Annotated in this window: 25 protein-coding genes; 7 read left to right on the top strand and 18 right to left on the bottom strand. The window is 69.1% G+C overall.

The window, feature by feature from the left end:
- Entirely contained in the window at nt 1-2,805 is a 2,805-nt protein-coding gene (gene recG, locus F0U60_RS23720) for an ATP-dependent DNA helicase RecG (protein ID WP_395823567.1), read from the bottom strand.
- A 91-nt stretch (nt 2,806-2,896) separates the two neighbouring features.
- Nucleotides 2,897-3,409, bottom strand: coding sequence for a transcription elongation factor GreA (greA, locus tag F0U60_RS23715; protein WP_395823565.1), 513 nt, complete (start codon nt 3,407-3,409; stop codon nt 2,897-2,899).
- Between the two features lie 193 nt (nt 3,410-3,602).
- Here greA and F0U60_RS23710 point away from each other — a divergent pair, with 193 nt between their 5' ends.
- The gene (locus F0U60_RS23710) at nt 3,603-4,124 is read left to right on the top strand and encodes an FHA domain-containing protein (RefSeq protein WP_395823563.1); all 522 of its coding nucleotides are present in this window, start codon (nt 3,603-3,605) and stop codon (nt 4,122-4,124) included.
- 13 nt (nt 4,125-4,137) lie between these two features.
- Here F0U60_RS23710 and F0U60_RS23705 read toward each other — a convergent pair whose 3' ends face one another.
- The 6 genes from F0U60_RS23705 to mutL form a co-directional block, all read right to left on the bottom strand.
- The gene (locus F0U60_RS23705) at nt 4,138-4,650 is read right to left on the bottom strand and encodes a hypothetical protein (protein ID WP_395823561.1); all 513 of its coding nucleotides are present in this window, start codon (nt 4,648-4,650) and stop codon (nt 4,138-4,140) included.
- Between the two features lie 112 nt (nt 4,651-4,762).
- On the bottom strand, nt 4,763-4,969 hold the full coding sequence (locus F0U60_RS23700; protein WP_395823559.1) for a hypothetical protein: 207 nt from the start codon (nt 4,967-4,969) through the stop codon (nt 4,763-4,765).
- A 195-nt stretch (nt 4,970-5,164) separates the two neighbouring features.
- Nucleotides 5,165-6,202, bottom strand: coding sequence for a tol-pal system YbgF family protein (locus F0U60_RS23695; protein WP_395823557.1), 1,038 nt, complete (start codon nt 6,200-6,202; stop codon nt 5,165-5,167).
- Between the two features lie 134 nt (nt 6,203-6,336).
- A complete protein-coding gene (locus F0U60_RS23690; protein WP_395823555.1) occupies nt 6,337-7,029 on the bottom strand; it encodes a hypothetical protein in 693 nt (230 codons plus the stop codon).
- A 3-nt stretch (nt 7,030-7,032) separates the two neighbouring features.
- A complete protein-coding gene (locus tag F0U60_RS23685) occupies nt 7,033-7,188 on the bottom strand; it encodes a hypothetical protein (RefSeq protein ID WP_203404273.1) in 156 nt (51 codons plus the stop codon).
- Nucleotides 7,189-7,260: 72 nt separating this feature from the next.
- Nucleotides 7,261-9,150, bottom strand: coding sequence for a DNA mismatch repair endonuclease MutL (mutL, locus tag F0U60_RS23680; RefSeq protein WP_395823553.1), 1,890 nt, complete (start codon nt 9,148-9,150; stop codon nt 7,261-7,263).
- 100 nt (nt 9,151-9,250) lie between these two features.
- On the opposite strand from mutL, the gene F0U60_RS23675 reads away from it, so the two are divergent.
- From F0U60_RS23675 to F0U60_RS23665, 3 genes are all read left to right on the top strand, one after another.
- Nucleotides 9,251-10,213, top strand: a complete 963-nt coding sequence (locus F0U60_RS23675; protein ID WP_395823551.1) for an NAD-dependent epimerase/dehydratase family protein — start codon at nt 9,251-9,253, stop codon at nt 10,211-10,213.
- Between the two features lie 2 nt (nt 10,214-10,215).
- Nucleotides 10,216-12,069 (top strand): 1-acyl-sn-glycerol-3-phosphate acyltransferase, encoded by a 1,854-nt coding sequence (locus tag F0U60_RS23670; RefSeq protein WP_395823549.1) that lies wholly within the window; start codon nt 10,216-10,218, stop codon nt 12,067-12,069.
- Between the two features lie 76 nt (nt 12,070-12,145).
- Nucleotides 12,146-12,730 (top strand): hypothetical protein, encoded by a 585-nt coding sequence (locus F0U60_RS23665; protein ID WP_395823547.1) that lies wholly within the window; start codon nt 12,146-12,148, stop codon nt 12,728-12,730.
- Nucleotides 12,731-13,081: 351 nt separating this feature from the next.
- On the opposite strand, the gene F0U60_RS23660 is transcribed toward F0U60_RS23665, so the two are convergent.
- The 9 genes from F0U60_RS23660 to F0U60_RS23620 all read right to left on the bottom strand — a co-directional run bounded on the left by F0U60_RS23660 (nt 13,082) and on the right by F0U60_RS23620 (nt 21,018).
- The gene (locus F0U60_RS23660; protein ID WP_395823545.1) at nt 13,082-13,891 is read right to left on the bottom strand and encodes a sigma-70 family RNA polymerase sigma factor; all 810 of its coding nucleotides are present in this window, start codon (nt 13,889-13,891) and stop codon (nt 13,082-13,084) included.
- A 202-nt stretch (nt 13,892-14,093) separates the two neighbouring features.
- On the bottom strand, nt 14,094-14,240 hold the full coding sequence (locus F0U60_RS23655) for a hypothetical protein (protein ID WP_395823543.1): 147 nt from the start codon (nt 14,238-14,240) through the stop codon (nt 14,094-14,096).
- Nucleotides 14,241-14,311: 71 nt separating this feature from the next.
- Entirely contained in the window at nt 14,312-14,653 is a 342-nt protein-coding gene (locus F0U60_RS23650; RefSeq protein ID WP_395823541.1) for a rhodanese-like domain-containing protein, read from the bottom strand.
- Nucleotides 14,654-14,728: 75 nt separating this feature from the next.
- Nucleotides 14,729-15,190, bottom strand: a complete 462-nt coding sequence (locus F0U60_RS23645) for a DUF6691 family protein (protein ID WP_395823539.1) — start codon at nt 15,188-15,190, stop codon at nt 14,729-14,731.
- A 12-nt stretch (nt 15,191-15,202) separates the two neighbouring features.
- Entirely contained in the window at nt 15,203-15,628 is a 426-nt protein-coding gene (locus F0U60_RS23640) for a YeeE/YedE family protein (protein WP_395823537.1), read from the bottom strand.
- Between the two features lie 213 nt (nt 15,629-15,841).
- Nucleotides 15,842-16,942 carry a metal-dependent hydrolase gene (locus tag F0U60_RS23635; RefSeq protein ID WP_395823535.1) on the bottom strand — a complete coding sequence of 367 codons (1,101 nt, stop codon included), beginning with the start codon at nt 16,940-16,942 and terminating at the stop codon, nt 15,842-15,844.
- A gap of 75 nt (nt 16,943-17,017) precedes the next feature.
- A complete protein-coding gene (locus tag F0U60_RS23630; protein WP_395823533.1) occupies nt 17,018-17,659 on the bottom strand; it encodes a hypothetical protein in 642 nt (213 codons plus the stop codon).
- A gap of 20 nt (nt 17,660-17,679) precedes the next feature.
- Entirely contained in the window at nt 17,680-18,558 is an 879-nt protein-coding gene (locus F0U60_RS23625) for a diguanylate cyclase (RefSeq protein ID WP_395823531.1), read from the bottom strand.
- Between the two features lie 126 nt (nt 18,559-18,684).
- On the bottom strand, nt 18,685-21,018 hold the full coding sequence (locus F0U60_RS23620) for a carboxypeptidase-like regulatory domain-containing protein (protein WP_395823529.1): 2,334 nt from the start codon (nt 21,016-21,018) through the stop codon (nt 18,685-18,687).
- 198 nt (nt 21,019-21,216) lie between these two features.
- Between F0U60_RS23620 and F0U60_RS23615 the strand changes: the two genes are divergently transcribed.
- Together F0U60_RS23615 and F0U60_RS23610 are read left to right on the top strand one after the other, a co-directional pair.
- Complete coding sequence (locus F0U60_RS23615; RefSeq protein ID WP_395823527.1) at nt 21,217-21,513, top strand: DUF721 domain-containing protein; 297 nt, start codon at nt 21,217-21,219, stop codon at nt 21,511-21,513.
- Nucleotides 21,513-23,024: a CAP domain-containing protein gene (locus tag F0U60_RS23610; protein ID WP_395823525.1), complete on the top strand. Its 1,512-nt coding sequence runs from the start codon at nt 21,513-21,515 to the stop codon at nt 23,022-23,024. Before F0U60_RS23615 ends, F0U60_RS23610 begins: the two co-directional genes overlap by 1 nt.
- Nucleotides 23,025-23,082: 58 nt before the next feature.
- Here F0U60_RS23610 and F0U60_RS23605 read toward each other — a convergent pair whose 3' ends face one another.
- The gene (locus F0U60_RS23605; protein ID WP_203412396.1) at nt 23,083-23,316 is read right to left on the bottom strand and encodes a hypothetical protein; all 234 of its coding nucleotides are present in this window, start codon (nt 23,314-23,316) and stop codon (nt 23,083-23,085) included.
- 398 nt (nt 23,317-23,714) lie between these two features.
- On the opposite strand from F0U60_RS23605, the gene F0U60_RS23600 reads away from it, so the two are divergent.
- Complete coding sequence (locus F0U60_RS23600; RefSeq protein WP_395823523.1) at nt 23,715-25,865, top strand: transglycosylase SLT domain-containing protein; 2,151 nt, start codon at nt 23,715-23,717, stop codon at nt 25,863-25,865.
- The last annotated feature ends 88 nt before the right edge of the window (nt 25,866-25,953 follow it).

The following is a 25,953-nucleotide window of genomic DNA, read 5'->3' as shown; positions in this document are numbered from 1 at the left end:
CTACCCGACCCGCGCGAGGGCCAGCCGACCCTCCCAGCGCTCCTCGAGCGCCTTCACCAGGCCCTGGTGCTCGGCGGCCTCGAGCCGCGGATCCTTCGCGAGGATCCTCCGGGCCTCCTCCTGGGCCAGCGACAGCAGATCTCCGTCTCGCGCGAGGTTCGCCACCGCCAACTCCGGCAGGCCGCTCTGGCGCGTGCCGAGGAACTCGCCCGGACCCCGGATCTCCAGGTCCTTCTCCGCGATGACGAAGCCGTCGCTGCTGTGCTCCATCACGCCCAGCCGCTCCGAGGAGTCCATCGAGGAGCGCGCCAGGTTCGCCACCAGGTAGCAGTAGCTCACCGCCGCGCCCCGGCCCACGCGGCCACGCAGCTGGTGCAGCTGCGACAGGCCAAAGCGCTCCGCGGACTCGATGACCATCACCGACGCGTTCGGCACGTCCACGCCCACCTCCACCACCGTGGTGCACACGAGGATCTGGATGCTCCCCGCCCGGAAGGCGTCCATCACCAGATCCTTCTCCTCGGGCTTCATCCGCCCGTGGAGCAGCCCCACCTCCACGCCCGGGAACACCTGCCGCAGCTTGTCCGCCCCGCGCGTGGCGTCCTCCAGGTCCAGCTTCTCCGACTCCTCCACCAGCGGGTACACCACGTAGGCCTGGTGGCCCTTCTGCACCTCGGACGCCACCGCCTCGTACACGCGCGCCCGCTGCTTGTCGTTGAAGACCCGCGTCTTCACCGGCGTGCGCCCAGGCGGCAGCTCGTCGATGACCGACACGTCCAGGTCCCCGTACAGCGTCATCGCCAGCGTGCGCGGAATCGGCGTCGCCGTCATCACCAGCACGTCCGGGAACACGCCCTTGCTCATCAGCGTGTGCCGCTGCAGCACTCCGAACCGGTGCTGCTCGTCGATCACCACGAAGCCCAGCTTCTGGAAGCCCACGTCCTGCTGGATGAGCGCGTGCGTCCCTACCGCCAGGTGGATCTCCCCTCGCGCCACCGCCTCGCGGATCTCCCGCTTGCGCTTCGCCGTCCCCGCCGCGCTGACCAGGCCGACCTTGTAGCCCAGTGGCTCCAGCAGCTTGCGGAACGTGCGCTCGTGCTGCTCCGCGAGGATCTCCGTGGGCGCCATCACCGCCACCTGGTAGCCGTCCTGCAACGCCAACAGCGACGCCACCACCGCCACCGCCGTCTTCCCCGAGCCCACGTCGCCCTGCACCAGCCGGTTCATCGGCTCGGTGCGGCCCATGTCCCGCGCCACTTCCTCGATGACCCGCTTCTGCGCCCCCGTGAGCTGGAATGGCAGCGCCCCGCGCGCCTTCTCCATCCGCGGCGCCGACACGTCGAAGGTGATGCCCTTCTCCTGCTTCACCCCCTGCCGCTTCAGCCCCACCCCCAACTGCAGGAAGAAGAGCTCGTCGAACGCCAGCCTCCGGTGCGCCGGGCTCAGGTGCCGATCCAGCATCTCCGGATCCGCGTCTCCCGCCGGGAAGTGGATGGCCCGCAGCGCCTCCGGCAGCGTCATCAGCTCCAGCTTCCTCCGCAGCGACTCCGGCAGCGGCTCCTCCACGTGGTTCGAGTAGGACTCGCTCACCACCGACGCCAGCTCCCGGAACATCCGCTGATCGCCCCGCTCGAAGCCCGGGTACACCGGGACGATCCGGTTGAAGTGCACCGAGGACACCTCGAGGTCCTCCGCCGGCTCGATCTCCGGGTGCGCCATCTCACGCCCCGACAGCGACGCGCGCACCTCCCCGGACAGCACCAGCCTCTTGCCCACCGGGAAGCGTGCTTTCAGCCACGGGCCCGCGTTGAAGTACGTCGCCGCGATGCTCCCCGAGCGGTCCGCCACCACCGCCCGGAAGTAGCGCTTCCCCGTCCGGCTCGGCACGAAGTCCGCCAGCTTCACCTCGCCCACCGTCACCCCTCGCTCCCCAGGCATCAGCTCGGCGATTGTCTGCAGCTTCCGTCGATCCTCGTAGCAGCGCGGCAGCAGGAAGAGGATGTCCCCTACCCGCTTCAGCCCCTTCTTGTTCAGCGCCGCCAGCAGCCTCGGGCCCAGCTTCTTGCCCATCGTCTTCAGCGGAATCGCCAACGGCCCTGAGCGCGGCGCGATCGACAGCAGCTTCGCCTCCGCCCTCGACTCCTCCTGCCCCTTCGCCGCTCGCTTCTTGCGCTTCGCTCCGGGCTTCTGTTTCTCCTCGGGCGCGGGTTTCGCTGGCGCGGGCTTCGCCGGCATGGGATTCACCAGCGGCGGCTGGATGGGTCGGGTCGGGGTCGGCCGGGTCGGGACCAGCGTCGGACGCGCTACCGCCGGACGGTGGGCCAGGGGCTGCAAGGTGCCTTCCACCACGGAGCTGGGGGGCGCTGTTCGCGTTCCCGGGGGCCCGGGAAGCGGATCCTTGGACTTCCAGGGGGGGACCCCCTCGGGACGACTCTCCGCACGGCTCAACCCGGGGTTCTCGATACCCTCACCCCGTCCCTCTCCCGGAGGGAGAGGGGTGGTGGGGGGCACTACCTGCGCCAGTTCTTCCGGTAGCGGGACTCCGCTGAGTTTGAGCCCCGCTACCACCCTCCTCAACGCCGCCTTGCGCCTCTCCACCGTCGGATGGTCCACGTGCGGCAACGCCGCTCGCAGATGCTTCAGCGCCTCCGCGTCCAGCCCCGTCGCCCCCGCCAACGCACGCTCCAACAGACTCCGAAGGTCCTTCACCGTCGACAGATGGGCGAAGTCACTCCTACAGGCGTATTTCAGGGGTCCAACAAGGCTGGCGAGCGGGTGGTTCACAGGGCTGTCCGAGCGATTCATCCTAAAGCGAGCTCTGCTCTCCGCCCACTAGAACGACACAGGGGAGCGAGCTTTCGCCCGCTCCCCCGTTCGGCTGGCCACAGGAGGGCCCTCAGCCCTCCGAAACCGGCTCGTCCTCTGGGTCCTCGAAACGGACCTCCTGCACCTCGTACTCGCGCGTGCCGCCCGGGCTCTGCACCGTGGCGATATCGCCCACCTTCTTGCCAATGAGCGCCCTGGCCACCGGCGACGTCACCGCGATCCACCGCTTCTTCAGGTCCGCCTCCAGCTCGCCCACCAGACGGTAGGTGACCGTCTTGTCGGTCTCCACATCCAGCAGGTCCACCGTCGCCCCGAACACGACCTTGTCCCCACCCAGCTTGCTCGGATCGATGACCTCCGCACGGGCGATCCAGTCGTTCAGATCCAGGATGCGGCCCTCGATGTGCGACTGCTTCTCCTTGGCCGCGTGATACTCGGCGTTCTCACGCAGGTCCCCGTGCGCGCGCGCCACCTCGATCTCCCGGGAGATCTTCCCGCGCTCAACCGTCTGAAGGTGCTTCAGCTCCGCCTTCAGCTTCCGCAGACCCGAGGGAGTCATCGGAATGTTCCCGCTCCCGCTCATCGACACTGCTCCTTCCCACGGCAAAAGGTGATCGCTGGGGCCAGCCGCCGCCCTTCACCATGGCGGCGCCCAGGCCGAAAGGGAAACTGTAAGAGAGGTTTGACGACCCGGTCAATGAAACCCGCTCGTCGCACCAGCGACAACGTACCTTCCGCACGCCGCCACCGCCGGACTTCTGGCATGCTGACGCACCGTGCTGTCCATCCAGGAACTCCGCGCGCTCGGCGCGTCACTGTCCATCGGGGCCTTCCGCCGTCAACTCGGCCCCTTCGTCCTCATCCAACGCTCGCCGGGCCGGCCCTCGTCCCTCGTGCTCGAGCCCACCCGCGTGGCCGCCGCGTCGGACATCGAAAAGGGCATGCTCTCGCTCCTCTTCGAGTTCGATGACCTGCTCATCACCACCCTCCCCCCGCTGGCCCGCGTGGAGGAGCTCGGCGTAGGCCGGTTGCCCGACTGCGACCTCGTCATCGACGACAGCTCTGTGTCCAAGCGCCACGCCACCCTGCGCTGGAGCGAGCCCCAGGGCCGCTGCACCGTGAAGGATCTCGGCTCCACCAACGGCACCTTCCTCAACGGGGCGTCGCTCGGCACGCGCGAGGCCACGATCAGGGACGGGGACATCCTCAGCTTCGGAAATGTTCAGTTTTGGTTCTTGATGACGGACACGCTGCACGCCCGGCTCCACGGGCCTCCGTCCGGGAAGCCGAGCTACTGAGGCAGGCGAACGCTCAGGGCAGCCGGCCCGCCGCGGGGTTCTTGCGCGCCGCGGAGAAGGCCCCGTGCAACCCGTCCACCGCGCCGCCCACCTCGCCCGCGTACTGCACCGCGTGGATGGTGTAGAGGTCCTGCACCTCCTCCAGGCGGCGGAACACTTCCTTGAGGCTCGTGCGGTCGCGCGAGCCGAGCGCGCACTGAGCCTCGCGATCCGTCACCCGCTGCAGCCAGGCAGTCCGGAACTCCATCCACTGCCTGTCCACCTTGCTGGCCGGCGTGGTGCGCACCAGCTTCTCCCGCTCGGACTCGAGCTGGGACCACAGCTCTTGCGCTGCATCGAGGCACTCGCGGTAGGACAGCACCTGCTCCGCCTGGGGCTTGCGCTCCGGCGTCATCGCCGCCACCGAGCGTGACACGCTGATGGTGATCGCCAAGCAGAACGCCACCACCACGGCGATGTAGATGCCGTAGGCAGCAGCTCGGAAGGGACGGAAACGGGGGTCTTTCCGGGGATCGGGCGCGGACACGGGGCCCGTCTTACGACCCTGAGCCTCTCGTGGCAACGTCCGGATGAGGTGCAGGGCGGGGGCATGGGGCCTGGAATGCCCCCTCCCGAGGTACCATCGCCCTCAGCTTCGACTACGCGAGCGCCCGCTTCTCGGGGGGCGGCACCACCTTGCCCCCCTGGGTCAGCAGCGCACGCATGAAGCGGAAGGCGAGCACGCTCTCACGAGCAGGGCCGAGGAAGGCCTCGGCGAGCACGCTGGCCTCGACGCGCAGCAGCTTCAGCGCACCAGGCTTGGGAGCATCAGCGCGGGGGGTCTTCAAGAGGGACGCGACATTCATGGGGAGCCTCCGTTGGCGGGGAGTCACCCTAAGTGTTGGCTATCCTCGTCAAGTCCTCGTGACGCGCAGGTCAATTCTCCGCGACGCCCCACTTACGAAGTTGGCTCCTCAGCACTCCAGGCGAGGACTCGGGCCCTCGATACCCTCACCCCGACCCTCTCCCGGAGGGAGAGGGAGGGGGGGTGGAGAGCCTGTTTACTGCGCCGGAGCGGGCGCGGGCGCGGACGCAGGCACGGCCGCAGGTGCCGCCGCCGGGCCAGCCGCGGGCACCGCCGCCGGAGCCGCCTCGGTGCCACCCGACTTCAGCCGACGCGCCGTCGCCAGCCGGCCACGGAACTGCGGGATGAACTCGCTGGCCGGGTGCTGCGCCACGCCGTCCATCACCGTCTGGATCGCCTTATCCAGCTCGCCCGTCTCCTGGTACGACTGCGCCAGCAGCAGCATCGCGTAGTCACGGTTCTTCGCCTTCTTGTCGCTCTCGACGAAGCGCGCCAGCTGCGGCACCGCCAGGTCGTGCTTCTTCTCCATGTTGTAGGCCACGCCCAGGAAGAACGACGCGTCCAGCAGCTGCTCCTGCGGCGGGTTCATCGCCACGAAGCGCTTGATCTCCTCGATCGTCGACTTCATGTCGTTGCGCCGGAAGGCCGCCTTGCCCCGCTCGAACGCCGCGTCGCCGATCTCCCGCCGCAGCTGCGCCGCCTTGTCGTTGAGCGCGTGGCGCTCCAGCTGCGTCAGCTTCGAGGTGTCCAGCTTCACCAGCTCATCCACGCCCTTGAGCCGCTCATCACCCGGCAGCGTCGTCATCAGCCGGAAGACCTCGGCCGCCGCACGCTGGGCCGACTGCGACGCCGTCTGCTCCGCCCGAGCCTTGTCCAGCTGCGTCGTCAGCTCGGCCACCGCCTTCTCCAGCCGCTCGCGCTCAGCGCCCGCGCTGGAGCTGCGCGCGGACGTCACCACCACCGCTCCCGCCACGCACAACGCCGCGAAGATGGCATACGCCACGCCCGAGGAGATCCACTGCCGCTTCTGGAGATCCTCGTGACGCTTGCCAATGGCCTTCACCTCGGCGTGAAGGTTCTTCAGCAGGCTGTCCGTCTTGATCACGAGGTTGCGGGCCTCGATGACCTCCTTACGGATCTCGCTCAGTTCCTTGTTTTGCTCAGGCTTCGTCTCAGCAGCAGCCATGGACATCTTCCTGTTGGGCCCGGAAATGATCTCGGCCTCTTCGCGCATCGTAGGGGCTCCCATCGGGCGGTTCGTGGAATCTCCACACCCGTCGTGTGTCGGCCCCGGAAACAGGCCCCAGGCCCCAAGGAATTTCCGGGTGCATTCCGTTGGGACAAGGGACCAGGGAAGCAACCCCCTGCTTATAATGGGCTGAACGGCCGGGAGGGTTCCGGCGCCAGCATGTACGTCACGCCCAGTGCGAACCAGTTCCCTCCTCCATTGAAGGAGGCGAGGTTCTTGTACTCGGGGCGGGTGTTGAAGACGCTCTGGCCTCGCGCAAAAGCCAGGCGGTACTCGGCGGTAATCCCCCACCGGGAAGACAGCCGAAAGGTTGCTCCCACGCTCCCTACCCAGGCCTGGGTGACGACCTCCCTGTTCCCGACGTCCTTGGCCAGCGAGTACAGCAGGGTGGGACCCGTATGCAGGCCCACGAAGGGCACCACGCCCTCGGGCGTGAGGATGTCCCACAGCGTCTGGAAGCGCAGCCCTATCAGTGCGCCATAGGTGATGTTGGTGAGCGTGGGAGCGCCCGTCAGCCGCAGCTGCTCGGCCGTGGCGAATACGTCGATGCCCAGCTCGAAGAGCTCCGACACGGAGTACCCGAAGGATCCTGCCAGGAAGGGACCCCCCGGAGAGACAGGGGCTCGCGCCATGCCCTGGTGGGCCGGCAGCGAGTAGAAGCTGTCATAGAAGGTGTTGTTCGTGGTCAACCGCCAGCCACCCTGGACGGTGATGCGGCCCACCCCATTGAGCGGGGCCAGCGGCTCCTCGTACTCCTGAGCGGAGGCGCTCGCGGCGACGAGCAGGGCGGAGAGCAGGATGAAACGACGCATCACTCAGGAGTCCTTCAGGCGCAGCGCGACTTCAAGAAACGTGGTCCGGCGACGGGACAGCGCGGCGAGCAGGCAGCGTGCCACGCACATTGAGCCGAACTCCCGCCGGACCAGGCCCAGGTTCGCCATCACGTCCCGCAGGGTGATCACGCCGCGCATGCGCTCCTCCTCGCGTCAGTCCGCCTCGGTGCTACAGGCAGGTGGCGCACCGTAGCAGCGACATTTGGAGGGTCAAATTTTCGGGTTGGGAGGCCGCAACGCGCGCCGCTCCAGCTCCAGCAGCGGCACCTCGAGCACCACCACCGTGCCGTGGATGCAGGCGGGATGGAAGTCCGCCGCGTCCAGCTCACCGAGCAGCGCCCGGAGCTTGCCCTCGGTGAGCTGGCCCTCGGCATGGCGCGCGGCGTGGCAGGCCAGCACCCGGAGGGACTCGGCCAGGGACACCGCGTCGAGCGCCCCGCCGGGAGGAGGCAGCGCGCGAGCCAGGGCCTCCAGCAGCGCCCGGGCATCCGCCCCCACCAACACGGGCGGCACCGCCTTGAGCGCCAGCGTCGTCCCACCGAAAGGCTCCACCTCCAGCCCCAGCCGGGCGAGCGCCTCACGTCCCTCCACCAGCGCCTTCGCCACCGCCACCGGCAGCTCCACGGTGGCACCGAAGAGCGTGGGCACTGGGGGCTCCTCCCGCTCCAGCATCCGCTGGAAGGTCATCAGCCGGGCCCGCTCCAGGGCCGCGTGTGCGTCGAGCACCACCAGAGTGCCCCCCGGCCCCTCGCACACGTGGAAGCGCTCACCCAGCACCCCCATGGGCCGCAGCGCACCGAAGTAACCCGGAGGCGGCGCCTCGTTGAGCTGAGGCAGGGCCTGTCCGAAGGCGGGCGAGCGCCCCGGCGCCAACGGCGTGACGGGCGCGAAGCTGGAGCCGGACGCCGCGGGCAGGGGCATGGACATGGCGGCGAAGGGCGACTCCGAAGGGCCCGCCGCGGGAGCATCCTGGGTGCCCGGCAGCGGCAGCGGCGCGCCCCAGGTGGCCTCCTGCGCACGGGTGAGGAAGCGCTCCACCGCCATGGCGTAGTGGGCGGCCTGTCGGGGCTGCTCGGGTCCCCCACCCTCCCCCTTGTTCCCCAGCCAGGGAGCGGCTCGGAGCGCGCGCGAGAGGGCCGCGTGCACCGTGTCGCCCACGCCCTTGCCGTCCGCGAAGCGCACCTCCTGCTTCTGCGGGTGCACGTTCACGTCCACCGCCCGGGGATCCACGTCGATGAACAGCACCACCACCGGCTGGCGCCCGGCCGCGAGGAACTCCTGGAAGGCTCGCTGAATGGCGCTGTTGAGGCCGCGATCCCGGATGTAGCGGCGGTTGACGAAGGTGTAGATGCCGCGCGCGTTGGGCAGCGTGTACTCGGGCGAGGCGATGTGCCCGGTGACGCTCACCCCCAGCCGCCGCTCCTCCACCGGCACCAGGTGCGGGTGCACCCCCGGCCCCAGCGCCGCGGCGATGCGCTCGCGCGGATCCGCTGGACTCGCCGGGCTGGTGAAGAGCTGCTGGCCCCCATGCTCCACGAAGAAGGACACGTCCGGGTGCGCCAGCGCCAGCCGGATGACGGCCTCCTCCGCGTGCTGCAGCTCGGTGGACTCGCGCCGCATGAACTTGCGCCGCGCCGGTGTGTTGAAAAACAGATCTTCCACCGTGATGACCGTGCCCACCCGCGGCGGAGCCTCCTCCACCTGTAGATCACTCCCGCCCTCCACCACCACCCGCGTGCCCACCTGCGCCCCGGGCTCGGCCGTGTGCAGGGTGAACCGCGACACGGAGGCGATGGCCGGCAGCGCCTCGCCCCGGAACCCCTTGGTGTTGATGGTGAACAGATCGTCCAGCTCGCGCAGCTTGCTCGTCGCGTGGCGCTCCAGGCACAGCCGCGCGTCGTCGGGCCCCATGCCATGCCCATCGTCTGAGATAGTGATACGCCCGAGCCCTCCCCGCTCCAGCGACACGCGCACGGTGTGAGAGCCAGCGTCGATGGAATTCTCCACCAACTCCTTCACGACGGAGGCGGGGCGTTCCACCACCTCGCCGGCGGCGATCTTGTTGATCAGGACATCACTGAGACGGGCAATACGTGCCATGAGAAGTCACATCATGCGCAGGACCCGTGGAGTTGGCCACCATTCCTGACGCGTCGCGGCTGACAACGTGGAACTTCTGAGCTATCACGCCCACCTCCGTATGGAAGCAACTCAGGCGAGCAAGGGGGGACTTCGCGTCGCGGTGACGGGCGCCGCCGGTGACCTGGGCGGACTGCTGCTGCCACTGTTGGAGCGAGACCCCGATGTGGAAAGCATCCTGGTCCTCGACGTGGCCAAGCCGGCCGGGGACAAGGTGGATTTCCATCGCGTAGACCTCACGCGGCACGACGCGGAGAGCGAGCTGTCCGACGTGCTCGCCGAGCTGCCCGTGGATGTCTTCTACCACCTGGCCTTCCTCTATGGGCCAGTGCGCGATGGCTCGCTGGCACACGAGCTCGAGGTCATCGGCACCATGAACGTGCTGAGCGCCGTGGGACGCGCCCGCGTGCCGCGGCTGATCGTCCCCTCGATGACGGCGCTCTACGGGGCGCGCGGCCAGAACCCGGCCCTGCTGGGCGAGGAGACGCCGCTGCTGGGCTGCCCCGGCAGCCGCTTCGTCACCGACAAGGTCGAGGTGGAGAAGCAGGTGCGCACCTTCCGTGAGCGCCACCCGGAGACGCGCGTCATCGTCCTGCGCTTCGCGCCGCTGTTCGGCCCGCACATGAACAACCCGGCCACCCGCATGGTGGCGCGCAGGGTGGTGCCCACGCTGCTGGGGTTTGATCCGCTCTGGCAGGCCCTCCACGAGGAGGACGCCGCCCGGGCGCTCTACCAGGCCTTGAGCGCCAACGCGGAGGGCGAGTTCAACATCGTCGGTCGCGGGGTGCTGCCGCTCTCCGGCCTCATCCGACAGGCGGGCGGCCAGCCGCTCCCTCTGCCTGGACCGCTCTACCGTGCAGCCCTGAGGACGATGTCCACGTTGGGGGGACCGGGATTCCCCACCGCCCTACTCGACTACATGCATTACGGATGGGTCGCTAACGGCGAACGAGCAGAAGAGGAGCTCGGCTTCATCCCCATGTTCCACGCCCGGGATGCCGTGGCGACGATGCGGAGGAGTTGATCATGGCCAAGGGAGTGCTCGGGAACGATCCGTTCCAGCGGGGCGCCGCGCAGCGTCCCTCGGAGTCCAAGGCAGTCAGTCCGGCCCCTGCCGCCCCGGAGCAGAAGAAGGCCCACGCCGCGCCGCCGCCAGCGAAGAAGGCAGCCCCAGCGAAGGCCGCGAAGAAGGCGCCCGCTCCGAAGGAAAAGCCCGCGGCAAGAGCCGCTACGCCGAAGCCGGTGGAGTCCAAGTCGGCACCCAACAAGCCCGCCACCACCAAGCCCCACGCCAGGACCGCCGCGCTCAAGCCGGTGGCGGTTGCGCGTGGAAAGAAGGCGGAGACCTCCAAGGGCAAGAGCCCCGCGACGGGGAGCGCGTCACCCCGAGCCGTGGTGAGCACACCGTCCGAGACGGCCAGTCCCTCGAGCGCCGGGAGAACGTCGCCCATCGAGGCCAGGGAGACTCCGCCTCAGCCGGAGGCCCACCTGCCGCCCGAGGCGGCCACTACCGCAGGGGCCGGGGCAGGTACGCCTGTCGCGCCGCCGCCCTCGCCTGCCTCGACTCCGGCCGGAGCAGAGGCGCGAGCCGTCTCCGAGGAGCCAACAAAGTCGCGTGAGTCTGCCAACGCCGAGCCGCCCGCCGCCGAAGAAGCGGAGGTGGACGCGGAGCTGCTGGAGCGGGCGGCGGAGGCCCTCTCTGCCGCGGAGGCCCTGCGAGAGCTGGAGAGGACCATTGGAGAGCCGCTGCCCACGGGGCCGGTCTCCATGCCCGGGTTCGAGGACGCGGTGGCGACTCCGGTGGCCGGGACGGTGGTCGTCGAGGTGCTCGACTCCAGTCAGGACGAGTACGCCCCGAGCAGCGAGGCCGAAGCCGTAGAGGAGGCGCGCATCGAGGTGGAGGTGGAAGCCGCCCTGGCGCCCGTCCTGCCCGCCGCGAGCACCACCACCCGAGACATCTTCTTCACCTCCGACTCGCCGGGAGCGGAGTCCCCGCGGCTTGGAGCACGTCTGTCGGGGTTGATGTCGCTGGCGAAGGAGGTCGCCTTCCATGCGCTGGCCAGCGAGCGGTTCGGCAAGACACTGGGCTCGGCGCAGGGGATTCTGAGCGCGGCGCTGGCGGGGATTGGCGTGGGAGGCGGCACGGCCATCGACGAGTACGGCAAGGACGCGGAGCTCGGCGGCGTGCTGCACCCGGTGCTGGACTTCCTCTACGAGCGCTACTGGCGGGTGTCAGTCCAGGGAGCGAGCCACGTGCCGGGCGGGCCCGTGCTGCTGGTGGCCAACCACTCGGGAGCGCTGCCCTTCGACGGGCCCATGTTGCAGCAGGCGCTCTCGCGCGAGCGGCCGGACCTGCAGGAGGCGCGCTGGCTGGCGGAGGACCAGGTCTTCTACGCGCCGATGCTGGGCACGTTGATCAACCGACTCGGCGCGGTGCGGGCCTGCCCGGAGAACGCGCTGCGGCTGCTGGACGAATTGCGCCCGGTCATCGTCTTCCCCGAGGGGATTCAGGGTCTGGGCAAGCCCTTCGCGCAGCGCTACCAGCTCAAGCGCTTCGGCCGGGGCGGCTTCGTGAAGCTGGCCTTGCGCACGGGCGCGCCCATCGTCCCGGTGGCCATCGTGGGAGCCGAGGAGACGGCGCCGCTGTTCGGGAAGATTCCGGCCCGCTTCCTGGGGATTCCCTACCTGCCGGTGACGCCGCCGCCGCTGCCGGCGAGGTGGACCATCCGCTTCGGCGAGCCCATCGGCATGGGCGAGCTGCCACCGGAGGCCGCCGAGGACATGTCCCAGGTGCAGCGGCTCACCGAGCGCACCCGCGAGTCCATCCAAGGCATGCTCCAGGCCCTGCTCAAGGAGCGCCGCTCCGTCTTCGCGGGGTGAGCCCCAGGCCCATCGGAGTCAGAGCAGATACCGGTGCGATGCGCCTCTGACCCGCGACAGGAAGGACGAGGGGTTCATGACCGCGCAAATCAGCGACAGCGTCCAGTACACCAACCGAACCTTCTCGCTTCGAGGCGTGAAAGGTTCGGGCCTGTTCGAACCCAGACAACACGGGCTGAATCCCCAGATGGTGTCGACAGCCTGCTACCGGGGCTACATCTGCACCTATGACGTCTCCAACGGCGGCCTGTTCCTGGAGGAGCTACTCCTCGGTTTGGAACCACGGGAGGAACTGGCAGCCAGGCATGGCAAGGGAAAGCCCCTGTTCGGCCGGGTGCCGCGATACATGGGCCAACCGCATGGAAGCGTCGTGTACGAGCAACTCCACTGGCCCACGCTGTTCTCCGGCGGGCTGCTCGTGGCTACCGACTTCATTCAGGAGCTGTCCGTTCATACGGGCATCCATCCCGCATGGAGGTTCAAGGAGGTCCACGAACTGCTCTTCGAGGAGGGCCGGCTGGTGGAAGCGTTCGACTGCTCCGTGGCCATGACCCGGGTACGCGAGCGGATGCACGTGAGCACACTCACTCCGGGCAGGTCGCTCAGCCGGAGTGAAATCGAGCAACGACTCGAGGCGCTTTTCCGTCTGGACTACAGCTGACTCCCGCGACCCAAGCCAGCACGCAGTCAGGAGCGGCAGGTCTGGACCACTCCAATCCCTCACAGTCATCAAGGCCGCGACCCGGACTCCTTGACGCAGACAGGCGGCTCGGGGTGCGAGGAGTGAGCGCAGTAATAACCCGCGGGACACTCAACGCCGTCAGCCGTATCGCAAATAATCCCGCAGGCCTTGACGGCTTTGTACTCGGCCGACCAGGGTCGCGTATGCCATTCATAACGCGTGACGGCGAGGAGGGACTTCGAAGCCGCCGTCAGGCTGCCCCCGGGAAGAACCAGCAAGGTCTCTCCCGGGGCGGCCGGCGTATGACGCCGTGACGAATTGCTTGCGGGCTCAGGCGGGCAGCGCGCGCAACAGCGCCTGGCGCACCGCCGCGCGCACGGGCGCGGGAACTTCATCTCCCGGAATCCGCCGGCACAGGGACACCGTGCGCTTGAGCGAGTCGCACGCCTCCGTACAGCGCGGGCAGCGTGACAAATGGTCCTCGAGGCGCACGCAGGTGGCCTGATCCACCTCCTGCGCGGCGAACTCCGAGAGCTCCTGCGCCAGCTCCGGGCATCCCTGGGCCTCGCCCTGGGCGCCCTCCCCCATCAGCGTGGAGAGGTGCTCGCGCAACTGGCGCCGAGCACGGTGCAACCGGCTCTTGAGCGCTCGCACCTCGATCCCCACCACCTGCGCCGCCTCCTCGGCCGTGAGCCCCTCCACGTCCCGGAGGATGAGCACCTCGCGATGGGCTTCTGGCAGCGCGAGGATGGCCGCTTGCAACACCTCCCCCATCTGCCGCGCGTGGGAGGCCATGTCCGGAGTCGCATCCTCCGCCGCGACGTGGGTGGCCGCGGGAGAGTCGAGGGACTGGAATTCCTCGGGTGCTCCGACGCGCTTGCGGCGCAGGCGGAGGCAGTGCGTGCGGGCCACCTGGTACAGCCACGTGGACAGCTCCGCATCGCCCCGGAACGCGTGGATGCCACGGAAGGCCGCGAGGAGCGTCTCCTGGAGCACCTCCTTGGCGTCCGCCTCCGAGCCGCACATGCGAAGACCGAAGCGGTACACCTGCTTCTCGTGACGGGCGAGAACCTCATCCAAGGCCTTGTCATCGCCAGCGCGCGCAGCCTCCATCAGCTGCTGATCGGTTCGCGTCGTCATCACCCGGCCACCTCCTCCTCTCGCTCCCGCCATTTCCGAGACAGGGAACGCTCGGTCGCCAGGATGCCGTCCTGGCCATCCTCATGGGGATACATAGCGGGAACCTGACGCCGGTGCTGAAGGGACAGGCTCAGCTGCCCCACGGTTCTGAGCCCCCTCCAACCTTCCACGTGTCACGCGCACCATGGAACACGAGGTTTGCTCACTGCACCTGCTGGGTGCGCAGCACGGACGGGAGGTCCTCGCCCACCGCGCGCCCCTCCAGCGAGTTGTGCAGGCGAGGCTTGCTGGCGAGGAAGCGGCGCACCGCCTCGTGCGCGTCCACGTCGAGCACGCGACGCATCATCATGGAGCACTTTGGAGAGGAGGAAGACAGCGGAGGGGACATGAGGACGACCGTGCCGAGTTCCCATCGGCTCGTCACTCCCAGGCCGACATGGGGCCGAGGTTGAAGACCTGCTGGAAGCCACGCTCCTTCAGGAGACGCTCGGCCCGGCTGCTGCGTGCACCACTGCCACAGTAGACGACCAGGGACTTCTCCGGAGCACCGAGCTCCCCGAGCCGCTGAGGCAACTCCTCCACGGGGATGTTCACCGCCCCGGGCAGGTGCCCGGCGGCGAACTCCTCCGGAGTACGGACATCCACCAGCATGGCACCCGCCTCCACCCGCCGGTGGGCTTCGGCCCCCACCGACCGCTGGTGCGTGCAGGAGACGAGGAACAGACCGACGAACAGGGCTGAGACAACGAGAACGGTCTTCATGGAACGGCTCCATCGGATTCCGAAGGCCCTTGGGCCTCCGAGTGAAGGGGTACGGCCGGGTGAGAGGTGCCGGGACTACGGTGAAAGCGTCGCGCCCAGGCTCGGCGTCTCCACGCTCGCGCTCCGTCGCGCTTGCAGCACCTGGGCGAGGTACATGCCGGCGAACATGGCGGGCACGAAGACGAACACCTGCGTCGCACCGCTGGCGAGCGAGGTGAGTGCGGGGCCGGGGCAGTAGCCTCCGAGCCCCCAGCCCACGCCGAAGAGACCCGCGCCCACGAGGAGCTTGCGGTCCACCCCGCTGGCGGAGAGGGAGGGGAACTTCGCGGCGAAGAGGGGCCGCTCGCGCTTGTGGATGAAGTGCCGCAGCGCCGCGTGCACGGCGATGGCACCGCCCATGACGAACGCGAGCCGGTAGTCCCAGTCACCGGCGATGTCGAGGAAGCCGATGACGTTGGCCGGCTTCGTCATGCCGCTGAGGCCCAGGCCCAGGGCGAAGATGACGCCGCTGAGAAACGCACTGACATTGGAACGCATGGGGAACTCTCTCTAGAAGACGTGGCGGGCGAGGAAGACGGTGAGGACGCCGGTGGCCATGAAGGTGAGCGTGGCCGCGATGGAGCGGACCGAGCCACGGCTGATGCCGCAGACGCCATGCCCACTGGTGCAGCCGTTGCCCAGCCGCGAGCCGAGGCCCACCAGCAGTCCCGCCGCCACCAGCAGGGACACTCCGCCCGCGCTCAGGGACGCCGGGGTCGCGAAGGACACGGGGCGCAGCCACGCCAGCAGCAGGCCGCCGGTGACCAGCCCGCCGAAGAAGAGGACGCGCCAGGCGATGTCGCCGCGAACGGGGGCCAGCAGCGAACCCACCACGCCACTGATGCCGGCCACCCGGCCGTTGGCCAGCAGGAGAAGGGAGGCGCTCAGCCCGATGAGCGCCCCGCCCAGGAGGGGAGGAAGAAGGGAAGCAGTCATGTCGTTTGAGAGCCAGATTCCAGAAAGAGGATTCACCCGCTCAGCACCTGGGCCCGCCGTGTCCACAGAGCCCCGCCGCGGCCTCACCGCCGGAAGCACACATGGGGCGGGATGGCCGCTCCCGGCCAACCGCGCCTGCGGGCACACGGCGCCCTCACAGCAAGGGGCCTGAGTGCCCTGAACAAGTGTTCCACTTCGCCGGAATACGCAAGCTCAGCGAGGGCGAAGCTGACGGTCCAGTTCCACGACCGCCGTGCCAATACCATTGCGCGTCCGGGAGTACCTGACGTCCTGGAGGATGACGCGGTAGCCGTCCGCCTGTTCCTCCACCTGATACGTGGGGAAACGCAGCCAATTGACAAATCCTCTCACCCCAGGAGCCTCCAGCGCGGCCTGCACGATGGGACCGGGCACTCCACGCGGAAGGCTCGGGTGGCTGATGCGGAAACGCCCCTCCTCGCCCGCCAGCCAATCCACCTCCACGAACTCGTAACGGCTGGGGACCAGCACGATGACGTCGCGTTTGAACGGATTGGCTGGGAGTGGACCCGCCATGATGCGCTCCGGCTCCATTCCCCGCTGGCGCAGCCACTCCGTCACCTGCCGCTCGGCGAGCCGCGAGCCAGCAAACATGGCCACTAAATAGACAAACAGCGTGATGCCGCAAACCGTGGCCACGCGCTCGACAGGTAGGAAGCGAACACCTCGGACGCGCAGGAACACGATGGCAGTGATTCCCACCAGCCAAAGCAGCTTCACGGGAAGCGGGGCCAGCTCCGTGGAGACGATGAGACCCGTGGTCGCCGCACCCAGGAGCAACCAGCCGCCGATGCTCCAGCGCGCCCGGGCGTCCGCCATGACAACGGCAGCCCCCGCGAGCAGCCACATCCACGGGTCGAGGATGAAGAGCGCGTCACCGTAGAACCACCGCCCATCGAAGGGCATCAGCACTCGCACGCCGTAGGTGTTCATCCAGTCCAGCAGCGGGTGGCTGAGCACGGAGAGGTAGGAGAGCGCCAGCAGCGGCCAGAAGCGCGCCGGCTCCTTCTCTGGATGTCGCCGCCGTCTCAGGTACCTGTCCCCGAGCATGACCGCGCCCGCGAGCAACCACGGCAGCACGGCCATGGCGATGACGCCGTGAGTCAGTCCCCGGCGCAGCAGGAGCGAGGTGTCGCTGCCCGCGAGCGTCGTGAAGCCGTCGATGTCCGGCAGGTTGGCGCCGATGACAAGCGTCACGGTGGCCAGCGGCGTCTTCCGCTTGAGACCAGCCTCCGCCATCCAGGCCCCTACCAACGCGTGGGCGAGATTATCCACAACCCAGAGCTCCTTACGCTTCCTGGCGGTTCACGGGCGCCAGAGGCCGGTTCACGGCTCCGATGGACTCACGAATTACGGCTGAATGAGCCAGAGGCCAAACACGAAGAACGGCGCATGCTCGGGCACGCGTTCGTCGCTGGCGTCCCGGAACTCCAGCGCCTGCTCCAGGTCCCCCAGCAGATGGTGCTCGTTCAGGTGTCGCGCCCATTGCGCTCGGAGACTCGGGGCCTCGGTCTCCGTGTAGCCGCAGTTGGTGAGGCCGCTGATGAACCCGCCATCCGCCACGTCGAAACCGAGGAACCTCCAGCCCTCCTCGCGCACGGAGGGCACCGTCTGCTCGCGGTAGGGAACTCCCTGCCAGGCGCCTTCCTCGGGCCTTCCGTCCCAGAGCCAGCTCACCGCGATGAGCGCATGCGGCTGCTTCCGCACCGCGCCAAGTGCGCTCAGGTCACTCCGCATTCGCTCCAGATCGTCCCACAGCGGCGCGTTCGGGCCCGTCCACTCCGGCCGGCTCGCATCACGCAGCCCCAGCCGCTCACGCTCGCTCTCGGGGAGTCCCTCTCCGAAGAGGGAGGGCCAGACCCGCGCATCCGTCGCCAGCGGCTTCCTCGCGTCCTCCCGGAGCAGGTAGAGCCCCCGCCGAGACGCGTCCCACTGGCGCCCCACGTCGAGCCACAGCTCTCGCGCATCGAAGCCCAGGAGGAACTCCTGCACGGGGCGGCGCTCCGGCGGGCTCACGCGCACACGCGATTTCGGCCCGCCGCCTTCGCCTCGTATAGCTTCCCGTCCGCCGCTCGCTTCAGGTCCGCCGAGTCCCGATGGTCCGCCGCCAGGATCGCGACTCCCAGCGAGATCGACACCGGGATGATGTTCTTGTCGAACTCGAAGCGCTGCTTCTCCACCAGCTTCCGCACCTTGTCCGAGAGCTTCACTGCTCCCTGCAGGTCGATCTCCGGCAGCAGCAGCCCGAACTCCTCCCCGCCGTACCTCGCGAACACGTCCTCCCGCCGGATCTTCGTGCGCAGCGTCGACGCCAGCTGCTTCAGCACGTAGTCCCCCGCCAGGTGCCCGTACCGATCGTTCACCTGCTTGAAGTGGTCCACGTCGAACATCACCAGCGCCAGGCTCCGCTCGTACCGCCTCGAGCGCGAGACCTCCCGCTCCAGCGCCTCCTCGAAGTAGCGCCGGTTGTAGATCTGCGTCAGCCCGTCCATCGTCGTCAGCCGGTAGATCTCATCGTGGTACGCCGCCTCGATGTTCCCTCCCGCGATGAACTTGAAGATCGTCCGCCCGATCTTCACCAGATCTCCGTTGCGCAGCTCCTTCTCGCCCTGCACCGGCTCGTCGTTCACGAACGTGCCGTTCGTGGACTCCAGATCCTTGATGAACACCCCCCGTCGGGTGTTCGTGATGCACGCGTGGTTGCGGCTGATGGACTCCTGGTCCACCTGGATCTCCGCCTTCGAGGAGCGTCCAATCAGGATCTCCTCCTTGGACAGATCGTGCTTCCTGCCCAGATCCAGGCCGTAGATGACCACCAGGGCCGCGTCTTGATTGACCGGCCGCTCGGAGATCTTCGAGATGACCGTAACGACCGTCTCGTTCTGCGCCATACCGGATAGGACGGTACCACCCGGAAAACGTCCGTAGCCAGCCGTTGCACATTCGTTGCTGTGCGGCGGTGTACGCGAGCCCCGTGGCTCACAAGGCGGTGTCACTCACTTTCTTATAAGGTAAGATTAAGGTGAGGTCGGGTTCAGCGACGACCACGCCACCGTCAGCGCCCCCAGCTGCGCCAGGTCCACGCCGTCCGCCTCCAGCAGTCCGCGCAGCGCCAACGCCGCGCCCTCCGGTCTCCCCATCCGGCGCAGCGCCAGCGCCTGGAGGCCGAGCGGCGAGCGTGAGCCCGTGTGGTCACCGGCGTACGTCCGATCCTCGAACCTGCCCGTGGGCTCCTCGACGGAAGCGGGAGGTATGGGCAGCCGCAGGCCGTTCTCGGCACTCGCCACGTCCATCAGCACCACCCACCGGTGCTGCGCCCGGTTCGAGAACACCGCTCGCAGCACCGTCATCGCGGGCAGCGGCGGTGATTCCGGGGGGGGCTCGAGGCGAAGCTGTCGGCCCTCGAGGCGCAAGCCCTCGGGCACGGGCAGGAAGGGCCGACTCACGACGAGCGGTGTGCTTCCCTTCGGATCAAAGGGCAGCTTCTCCAGCGTCCGGTGGATGAGCACGCTGGAGGCCAGGCCTGTTGTCGCGGCGTCCGTGTCGTTCTCGGCGGCCGAGGATGAGGCCGTGACGATCAGCTCGTACGGGCTGCCCTCGAGCCCGTGGTGCGCCGGCGCCATCCGCACGAGCACCAGTCCCGGCCCCGGCAGGCCCGCTTGCTGGTCCGTATTCGGATCCGCAGGGGTCGTGTTCACCGCCATGCCCATGCCCAGGGGCACCACACCGCGCTCCGGTACCCGTGCCACGCCCAGCACCGCCACGCTGTCCATCCACTCCCCCAAGTAGCGCGGCAGCGCCGGCACTCGGATGGCGAATGGGAAGGCCAGCTCCATGCGCTGGTCCGCGGCGAAGTCGTGGTCCACTTCCACGAAGTGCGACTGATCGCTGAAGTCCGGCGCGCCCGTGCCCGCCCCCGGAGTCACCTTCAGCCGGAACCCCACGTCCCGCACCACCGAGGAGCTGAAGGTGCGCAGCACGGGAAGGGTCTGTGCCAGCAGCTGCCCCACATCCATCGTCTCGCTCGACAGCAGAGGCAGGGACTTGAGCGGAATGTCTCCACCCAGTGCCCACGCCGTCCGCGTGCCGCATGCCCCCAGGGCCATCTCCGCCTCGGGGTTCTCCACGCCCGCGAGCGTCGCGTCGCACACGCCCGCCAGCCCCTGCGCAGACACATCCGTCACCTTCAGCGTGGTGCCCGGAAGCACCACGTACGCCCCCGCCGGCACCGTCGCCTCGCGCGTCTGCCCTCCCAGGGTGGTGAAGGTCACCCGGCGCGTCGGCCCCATCAGCAGCGACGCCGATGGATCCGTCACCCCATCCGGCCACGACAGCCCCGCCAACCCCGTGTGCATGTCCAAGCCAGTCGGCATGTTCCGGAAGGTGCCCTTGTAGCCCCCGTACCGGTCCGTCGGGTTGCGCCGCAGCGGCAGTGCCAGATGCCTCGGCTCTTCAAGGCCTCCGGACCCCGCGTACGCCACCGTGAGGAAGTCGAAGTCCCTGTGGAATACCGAGATGCTCCCCGCCCCCGTCGGCTCCGCCAGTGTCGCGACTCCGCTCGCGTCCGTCCTGGCCGAGGCTGTCACCGCCCCCAGCGCATCCGCCGCCACCACCACCGCGCCCGGGAGGGGGCGGCCCGTCTGCTCGTCCGTCACCACCGCGCGCAGCCGCCCCGGCGTCACCGCTCCCAGCACACGCACCCGCGCCGTGCACGTGGCGCTCCCCACCCGCGCCTGCACCGACGCCTGCGCCTCCTCCGTCGCCGCCGACAGCACGAAGGAAGAGGACACGCCCTCCCCGCCCCCCTGCACGCTCGCGTCCACCGCCGTCCAGGTCGCGCCCGAGGGCACCATCACCGCCCGGCCCGCCGCATCCACCGCCAGCACGGAGAAGCGCACGGACGTCCCCTTGCGCCCCACCACGTAGTCCGGTGCCACCCGGCACGCCCTCACGGCGCTCGCCTCCGGCGCCTGCGCACACCGGCCGTTGCGGCACACCTTCCCCGAACCCTCGCACTCCGCGTCCGCCGAGCACAGCGCCTCCACGCACCGGTTGTTGTCACACCGGCAGCCCAGCGGGTTGGTGTCGCACTGGGAGAGCCGGTACTGGCCTCGCCTCGCGGACGTGCAGTCCTCCTGCGTCCGACAGGCAGCAAGACAGCGCGACGTCACGGTGTCGCAGAAGAAGAGCCCGGGCGCCGGGCAGTCCTGATCCACCTGACACGCGCCCTCGTTCGGCGTGTCCGGTGACTCGCCGGGGGGCGCTAACTCATTGCTCGGAGCACAGGCGCTCCACAGGCTCGTGCACGACACCAGGACGGCGCATAGCACCAGACGAAGGGGGGGACTCATCGGCGGCTCCAGTCAGGGGGGAGGGAAACGACTCCCCTCGGACCTTGTCAAGCGGGGCTCGGCAATACCGTCTAGCGAGCCTCATGCCAGGGCCTGATTCCGCGAGCTTGCACGTCTGTAGCCCCACCAACCCGCGACAGCCCCGCCCTGCACTCGCCGGTTGGCATCCCCCCCACTCCGGTTGATGATGACTCCCTCATGGCCCGGCGCGACCCGAAGACCCTCGACCAACTCCTCCCCAACGTCCTGGCCCGACTGGCCGAACAGTCCGGGAAGGGTCGCCCTCTCGTTCCGGTTTGGAACGCCACGGTGGGGCCCCATATCTCCAAACACACCCGGCCCCACTCCCTCGAAGGAGGCACCCTGGTGATCAACGTGGTCAGCGCCGAGTGGGCCCACACCCTCTCCCGGCAGCAGGACTCCTTGCGCGAGCAGCTCAACACCCGCTTGGGGCCCGGTGCCGTGTCCGCCCTCGTCTTCCGGCTGGAGGAGTGATGCTCGCCCTCGCCCTCGGCGCCCTGCTGGCCGCTACTCCGCTCACGTCCGCCTCCATGGAGCAGCAGGCCTCGCGCTACGTCCTCCAGGAGTTCGAGCGCGTGGGCCGGCGCGCCCCCCAAGCGGACCCCGCCCTCACCCAGGCCGCGCGCAGGCTCGCCCGCGAGGCGCTCGATGACAGCCCCTCCGGCGCCGTGGAGCAGCTCGCTCTCATCGAGGCCGTCAGCGACTCGGGCGGCTCCGAGCCCAACCCCCGCTCCTACGTCATCCGCGCCTGGGAGCGCGAGCACGCCGTGGACACCCTGCTCGCCCGGAAGGATCTCAACCAGGAGCCCGCCAGCCACATGGGCCTGGGCGTGGCGGTAAAGGGAGAGCGCGCCGCGCTCGTGCTGCTGCTCACCGAGCGCAAGGCCACCCTCGAGCGCTTCCCCCGCACCTTCGACAAGGCCGGCGGTGGCCAATCCCTGTGCGGCCAGTTGGAGTCCCCGCTGCGCGGCTCCGAGGTCTACGTCACCCGGCCCGATGGGCGCGTGGATCGTCCCGCGCTCACGCGCGAGTCGGGCCCCTCGTTCTGCTCCCGGATTCTCTTCCCCACCGAGGGCCGCTACACCGTGGAGATCATCGGCCGCGGCGAGCGGGGGCCCGAGGTGGCCGCGCTCTTCCTCGTGGATGTAGGGAGCTCGAAGCAGCGCGGCGAGCGCGAGCGCCTGGTGGAGCCCACCACCGTGGAGGACGCCCGCGTGGCGGTGCTGGCCCGCATCAACGCTCTGCGCCGCGGCCATGGCCTGCAACCCCTGGCGCTCGACGACACCCTCAACGGCGTGGCCCAGGCCTACAGCGATCGCATGGCGAAGGAGGGCTTCTTCGCCCACGTGGCTCCAGATGGCTCGGACCTGCGGGGTCGCCTGACCGCTGCCGGCACCCCCTACCGCATTGCCGGAGAGAACCTCGGCCTGGCCTCCGGGCCGCTCGCCGCCCACTTCGGCATCGAGCTCAGCCCAGGCCACCGCAGCAACCTGCTCGGCACGCAGTTCACCCATGCCGGCATTGGAGTGACCTTCCAGAAGCTGGACGGGCGCGACCAGGCCATCGTCACCGAGGTCTTCTCCGCTCACGGCGGCGCCCCCGCGAACGCCTCGGTGGATCCTCTCGAGGAGGCCTATCAGGCCCTCGCCACGCACCGCGCCTCGCATGGCCTGCCGCCACTGGAGCGCAACCCTGCGTTGGAGCAGATTGCCCGGGACCATGCCCGGCGCGCGCTGGAGCAGGACCAGCCCCGCGTGCAGCTGCCCGGCTCCAAGGTGCACGAGCGCGTCTTCGAGGCCTTGGACAAGGCGAAGAGCGCGTCGGTGGACTTCTATGTGGCGGAGAGTCCTTCCCTGCTCCCGGACTCCAAGAACCTCGGGGAGCGCAAGAACACCCTGGTGGGCGTGGGCGCCGTCCGGGGGGACTCGCGCACCTACGGGAAGGGTCAGTACTGGATGGTCATCATCTACGCCGCTACGCGTTGAGCGTGGCTCCCGGCCCGGCACGCCGGGAGCCGCCCCTCGCGCATGAACGGTTGCCGCCTTAGATGGCGCGGCGCTGCGTGGCGTACGCCTCGATGCCCATCTGTGGCGGAGCCACTTGCTGGTTCATCTGGCACTTCACGCAGGTGAAGGACTGCCAACCGCGACGCACAGCCTCATCGAGACAGTTGTCGTAATAGCTGCAGTTGAGATTGCGGTGAGTCTCGACGCCAGCCCGCTTGGGCCCGGCCTCGGGGTTGATGGTCTGCGGCAGATCAGTCGGACACGGCTTCAGCATGGAACGGAGCCCTCCCAGTAGAGCTGTTTCCCCCCCGAACTCATGGGGCCACCATTGGCCCAGAACGCCTTGTCACCTCATCGGTGACCTCTCAGGTCATGCGCCTGAAAGGCCGCACAACCTAAGAAGCGCTCCCTTATGACGCAACGGGCCAGGACCACTTACGCCAAGTAACGCTCATTTCACGGGTGCCAGCGGCGACTGAACTGATTGCTGCTGGACATCCGGGTCCCTGCCGTTGCGGGGGCCGATCTAGGGCTTGTCGGCCCGGCTGTCAAACCACCCCCTGGACGGGTTGGGTACGACCTGGTGGGTGTAGTAGGTGGGAATGTGTAGTCCGGGGCTCCTGTTTCTAAGCCCTTCGCTGCGCGAGGAAAGCGCAAAAGGAGATGCACATGCGGCGGTGGACCGGGACCGGTTTGCTCACGGTGGTGTTGGGCGCGGGAGGGGCGTGGGCCCAGTCACCGCAGACGTTGGAGGCAGTACGCCTACACCGCGCCGAGGCCCGGGCTCTGGCTCGCAAGGACCTCGAGGCCTGTACGGCCAGCAAGTGCTCCGACCCCGGCCGCATCGCCCTGCTCGCGGGGACCCTCGCGCTGGCGGAGGGGGATGTGGCAGAGGCTCGCACCCTGCTCACGGGCGCGCGCGTGTCCGCGCCACTCCAGCCCTACCTGGCCTACTACCAGGGACAAGCGCATTTCTACTCGGGTGACGCGGCGGCCGCGGCGGTGGCCTTTGGACAGGCGGTGGAGAAGGGCTCACCTGCCCTGGTGACGCGGGCGCGGGCTCGGCTGGGCGAGGCGCTGCTGGCCGCGGACAAGGCGAAGGAGGCCGCCGTGGCGCTGGAGGAGGCTGCGAAGGAAGAGCCCTCCGCGGAGCTGCTCTACCAGCGGGCGCAGGCGCGGAAGGTGGCGGGCAATCCCACCGGCGAGCGGGAGGATTTGAAGGCGGTGGCGTTGCGCTACCCCGCGCACGCGTACGCGGACGAGGCGCTGACGGCGCTCGAGGCGACGAAGCCCCCCCTGCGGTTGACGCTGGCCGAGCACCTGCAGCGGGCGCGTGGGCTGCTCGACGCGGGCGCGCTCAAGCGCGTGCTGGAGGAGTTGGAGAAGGCCGAGGCGCGGAAGCTGGTGCGCACGAAGCAAGACAAGGCGCTGGTGGCGCTGGTGCGCGCGCAGGCGCTGTACGCCACTGGGAAGAGAGAAGAGGCGGAGCAGGCGCTGGCTGTGGCGCGCCAGGGGCCTCCCTCGGTGGCCGCCGAGGCCGCCTATGTCACCGCGCGCCGCGCGCTCAAGGCCGACGACAACGCGAAGGCCCGCGAGCTGATGGCGGCCGTGGAGAAGGCCTACCCCAAGGAGAGCGTGGCCGACGAGGCGGGCTTCTACGTGGGTTGGTTGGACCTGCAGGGCGGGCGCTTCGAGGACGCGGTGCAGTCCTTCAAGGCCTTTGATCAGCGGCACGCGCGCTCGCGGCGCCGCGATGAGGCCATGTGGTACCGAGCGCTGGCGCACCTCCGGCTGGAGCAGTACGGCGCGGCCCGCGAGGTGCTCGACACGCTGGCGAACACCTTCCCGCGCAGCAGCCTGGTGCCCCAGGCGCGCTACTGGTCGGCCCGCAGCCATGAGCTGGAGGGCGCCAAGGTGGACATCACCGGGCCCGGCTACGCGGCCGTCATCACCACCGCGCCCAACTCGTACTACGCGCTGCTCGCCACCGAGCGGCTGCGCGAGCTGGGCCGTGAGCCGCCCGCGGCCTTCCCCGAGTCGCCCAAGCAGCTGGAGACGGGCGAGGTGCCGCCGGAGCTGAAGCTGGCGGTGGCGCTCTCCGAGGCGGGGCTGTTCAGCGACGCAGCGGAAGAGGTGCAGTCGCGCACGGCACGCATCCGCAACCAGGAGCAGGCGCTCACCTTCGCGCACGCGCTGCTGCGGCTGGGCGAGTACGGACACGCGCACGCGGTGGCCGCGCGGCACCTGTGGGGCCGAGCCTTCGGAGCGCGAGTGCCCGAGGCGCTCGCGGCCTTCTACCCGCGCGCCTTCGCCAGCGCGGTGGAGAGCGAGGCCTCGCGCTACAAGGTGAGCCCGTTCCTCGTGTGGGCCATCATGCGCCGCGAGAGCGCCTTCCGCCCCGAGGTGGCCAGCGCCGCCGACGCGCGTGGGTTGATGCAGGTGATTCCGCCCACGGCGCGAGCCATCGCGAAGAAGCTCGAGGAGCCAGAGCCGGCGCCCGCGGAGCTGTTCTCTCCGTCGCTGAGCATCCGGTATGGGGCCTGGTACCTGTCCCAGCTGATGAAGCGCTTCTCGCACCCGGCGCTCGCGGCGGCGGCCTACAACGCAGGGCCGGACGCGGCGGTGAAGTGGGTGAAGCAGAAGGGCTCGCTGCCGTTGGATCTCTTCGTCGAGGAGATTCCGTTCCGCGAGACGCGCGGCTACGTGAAGCAGGTGCTCGCGGACCTGTATCTGTACCAGTCCTTCTACGGGAAGGACGCCACACCGCAGCGGCTGTCGCTGACAGTGCCCGCGCCCTCCGTCGAGGGCGTGAGCTTCTAAGCCAGTCGAAGAATGTCTCGTCAGGGAGCCGCGCGAGGTGGGCCCGCTGTTCTCAGGGGCCGCAACCTCGCTCTCGGCGCGCAGGAGG

This window comes from Archangium minus, assembly GCF_044360475.1.
GTDB classification, from domain to species: Bacteria; Myxococcota; Myxococcia; order Myxococcales; family Myxococcaceae; genus Archangium; species Archangium minus.
This window is presented reverse-complemented; position numbering and strand designations above follow the sequence as displayed.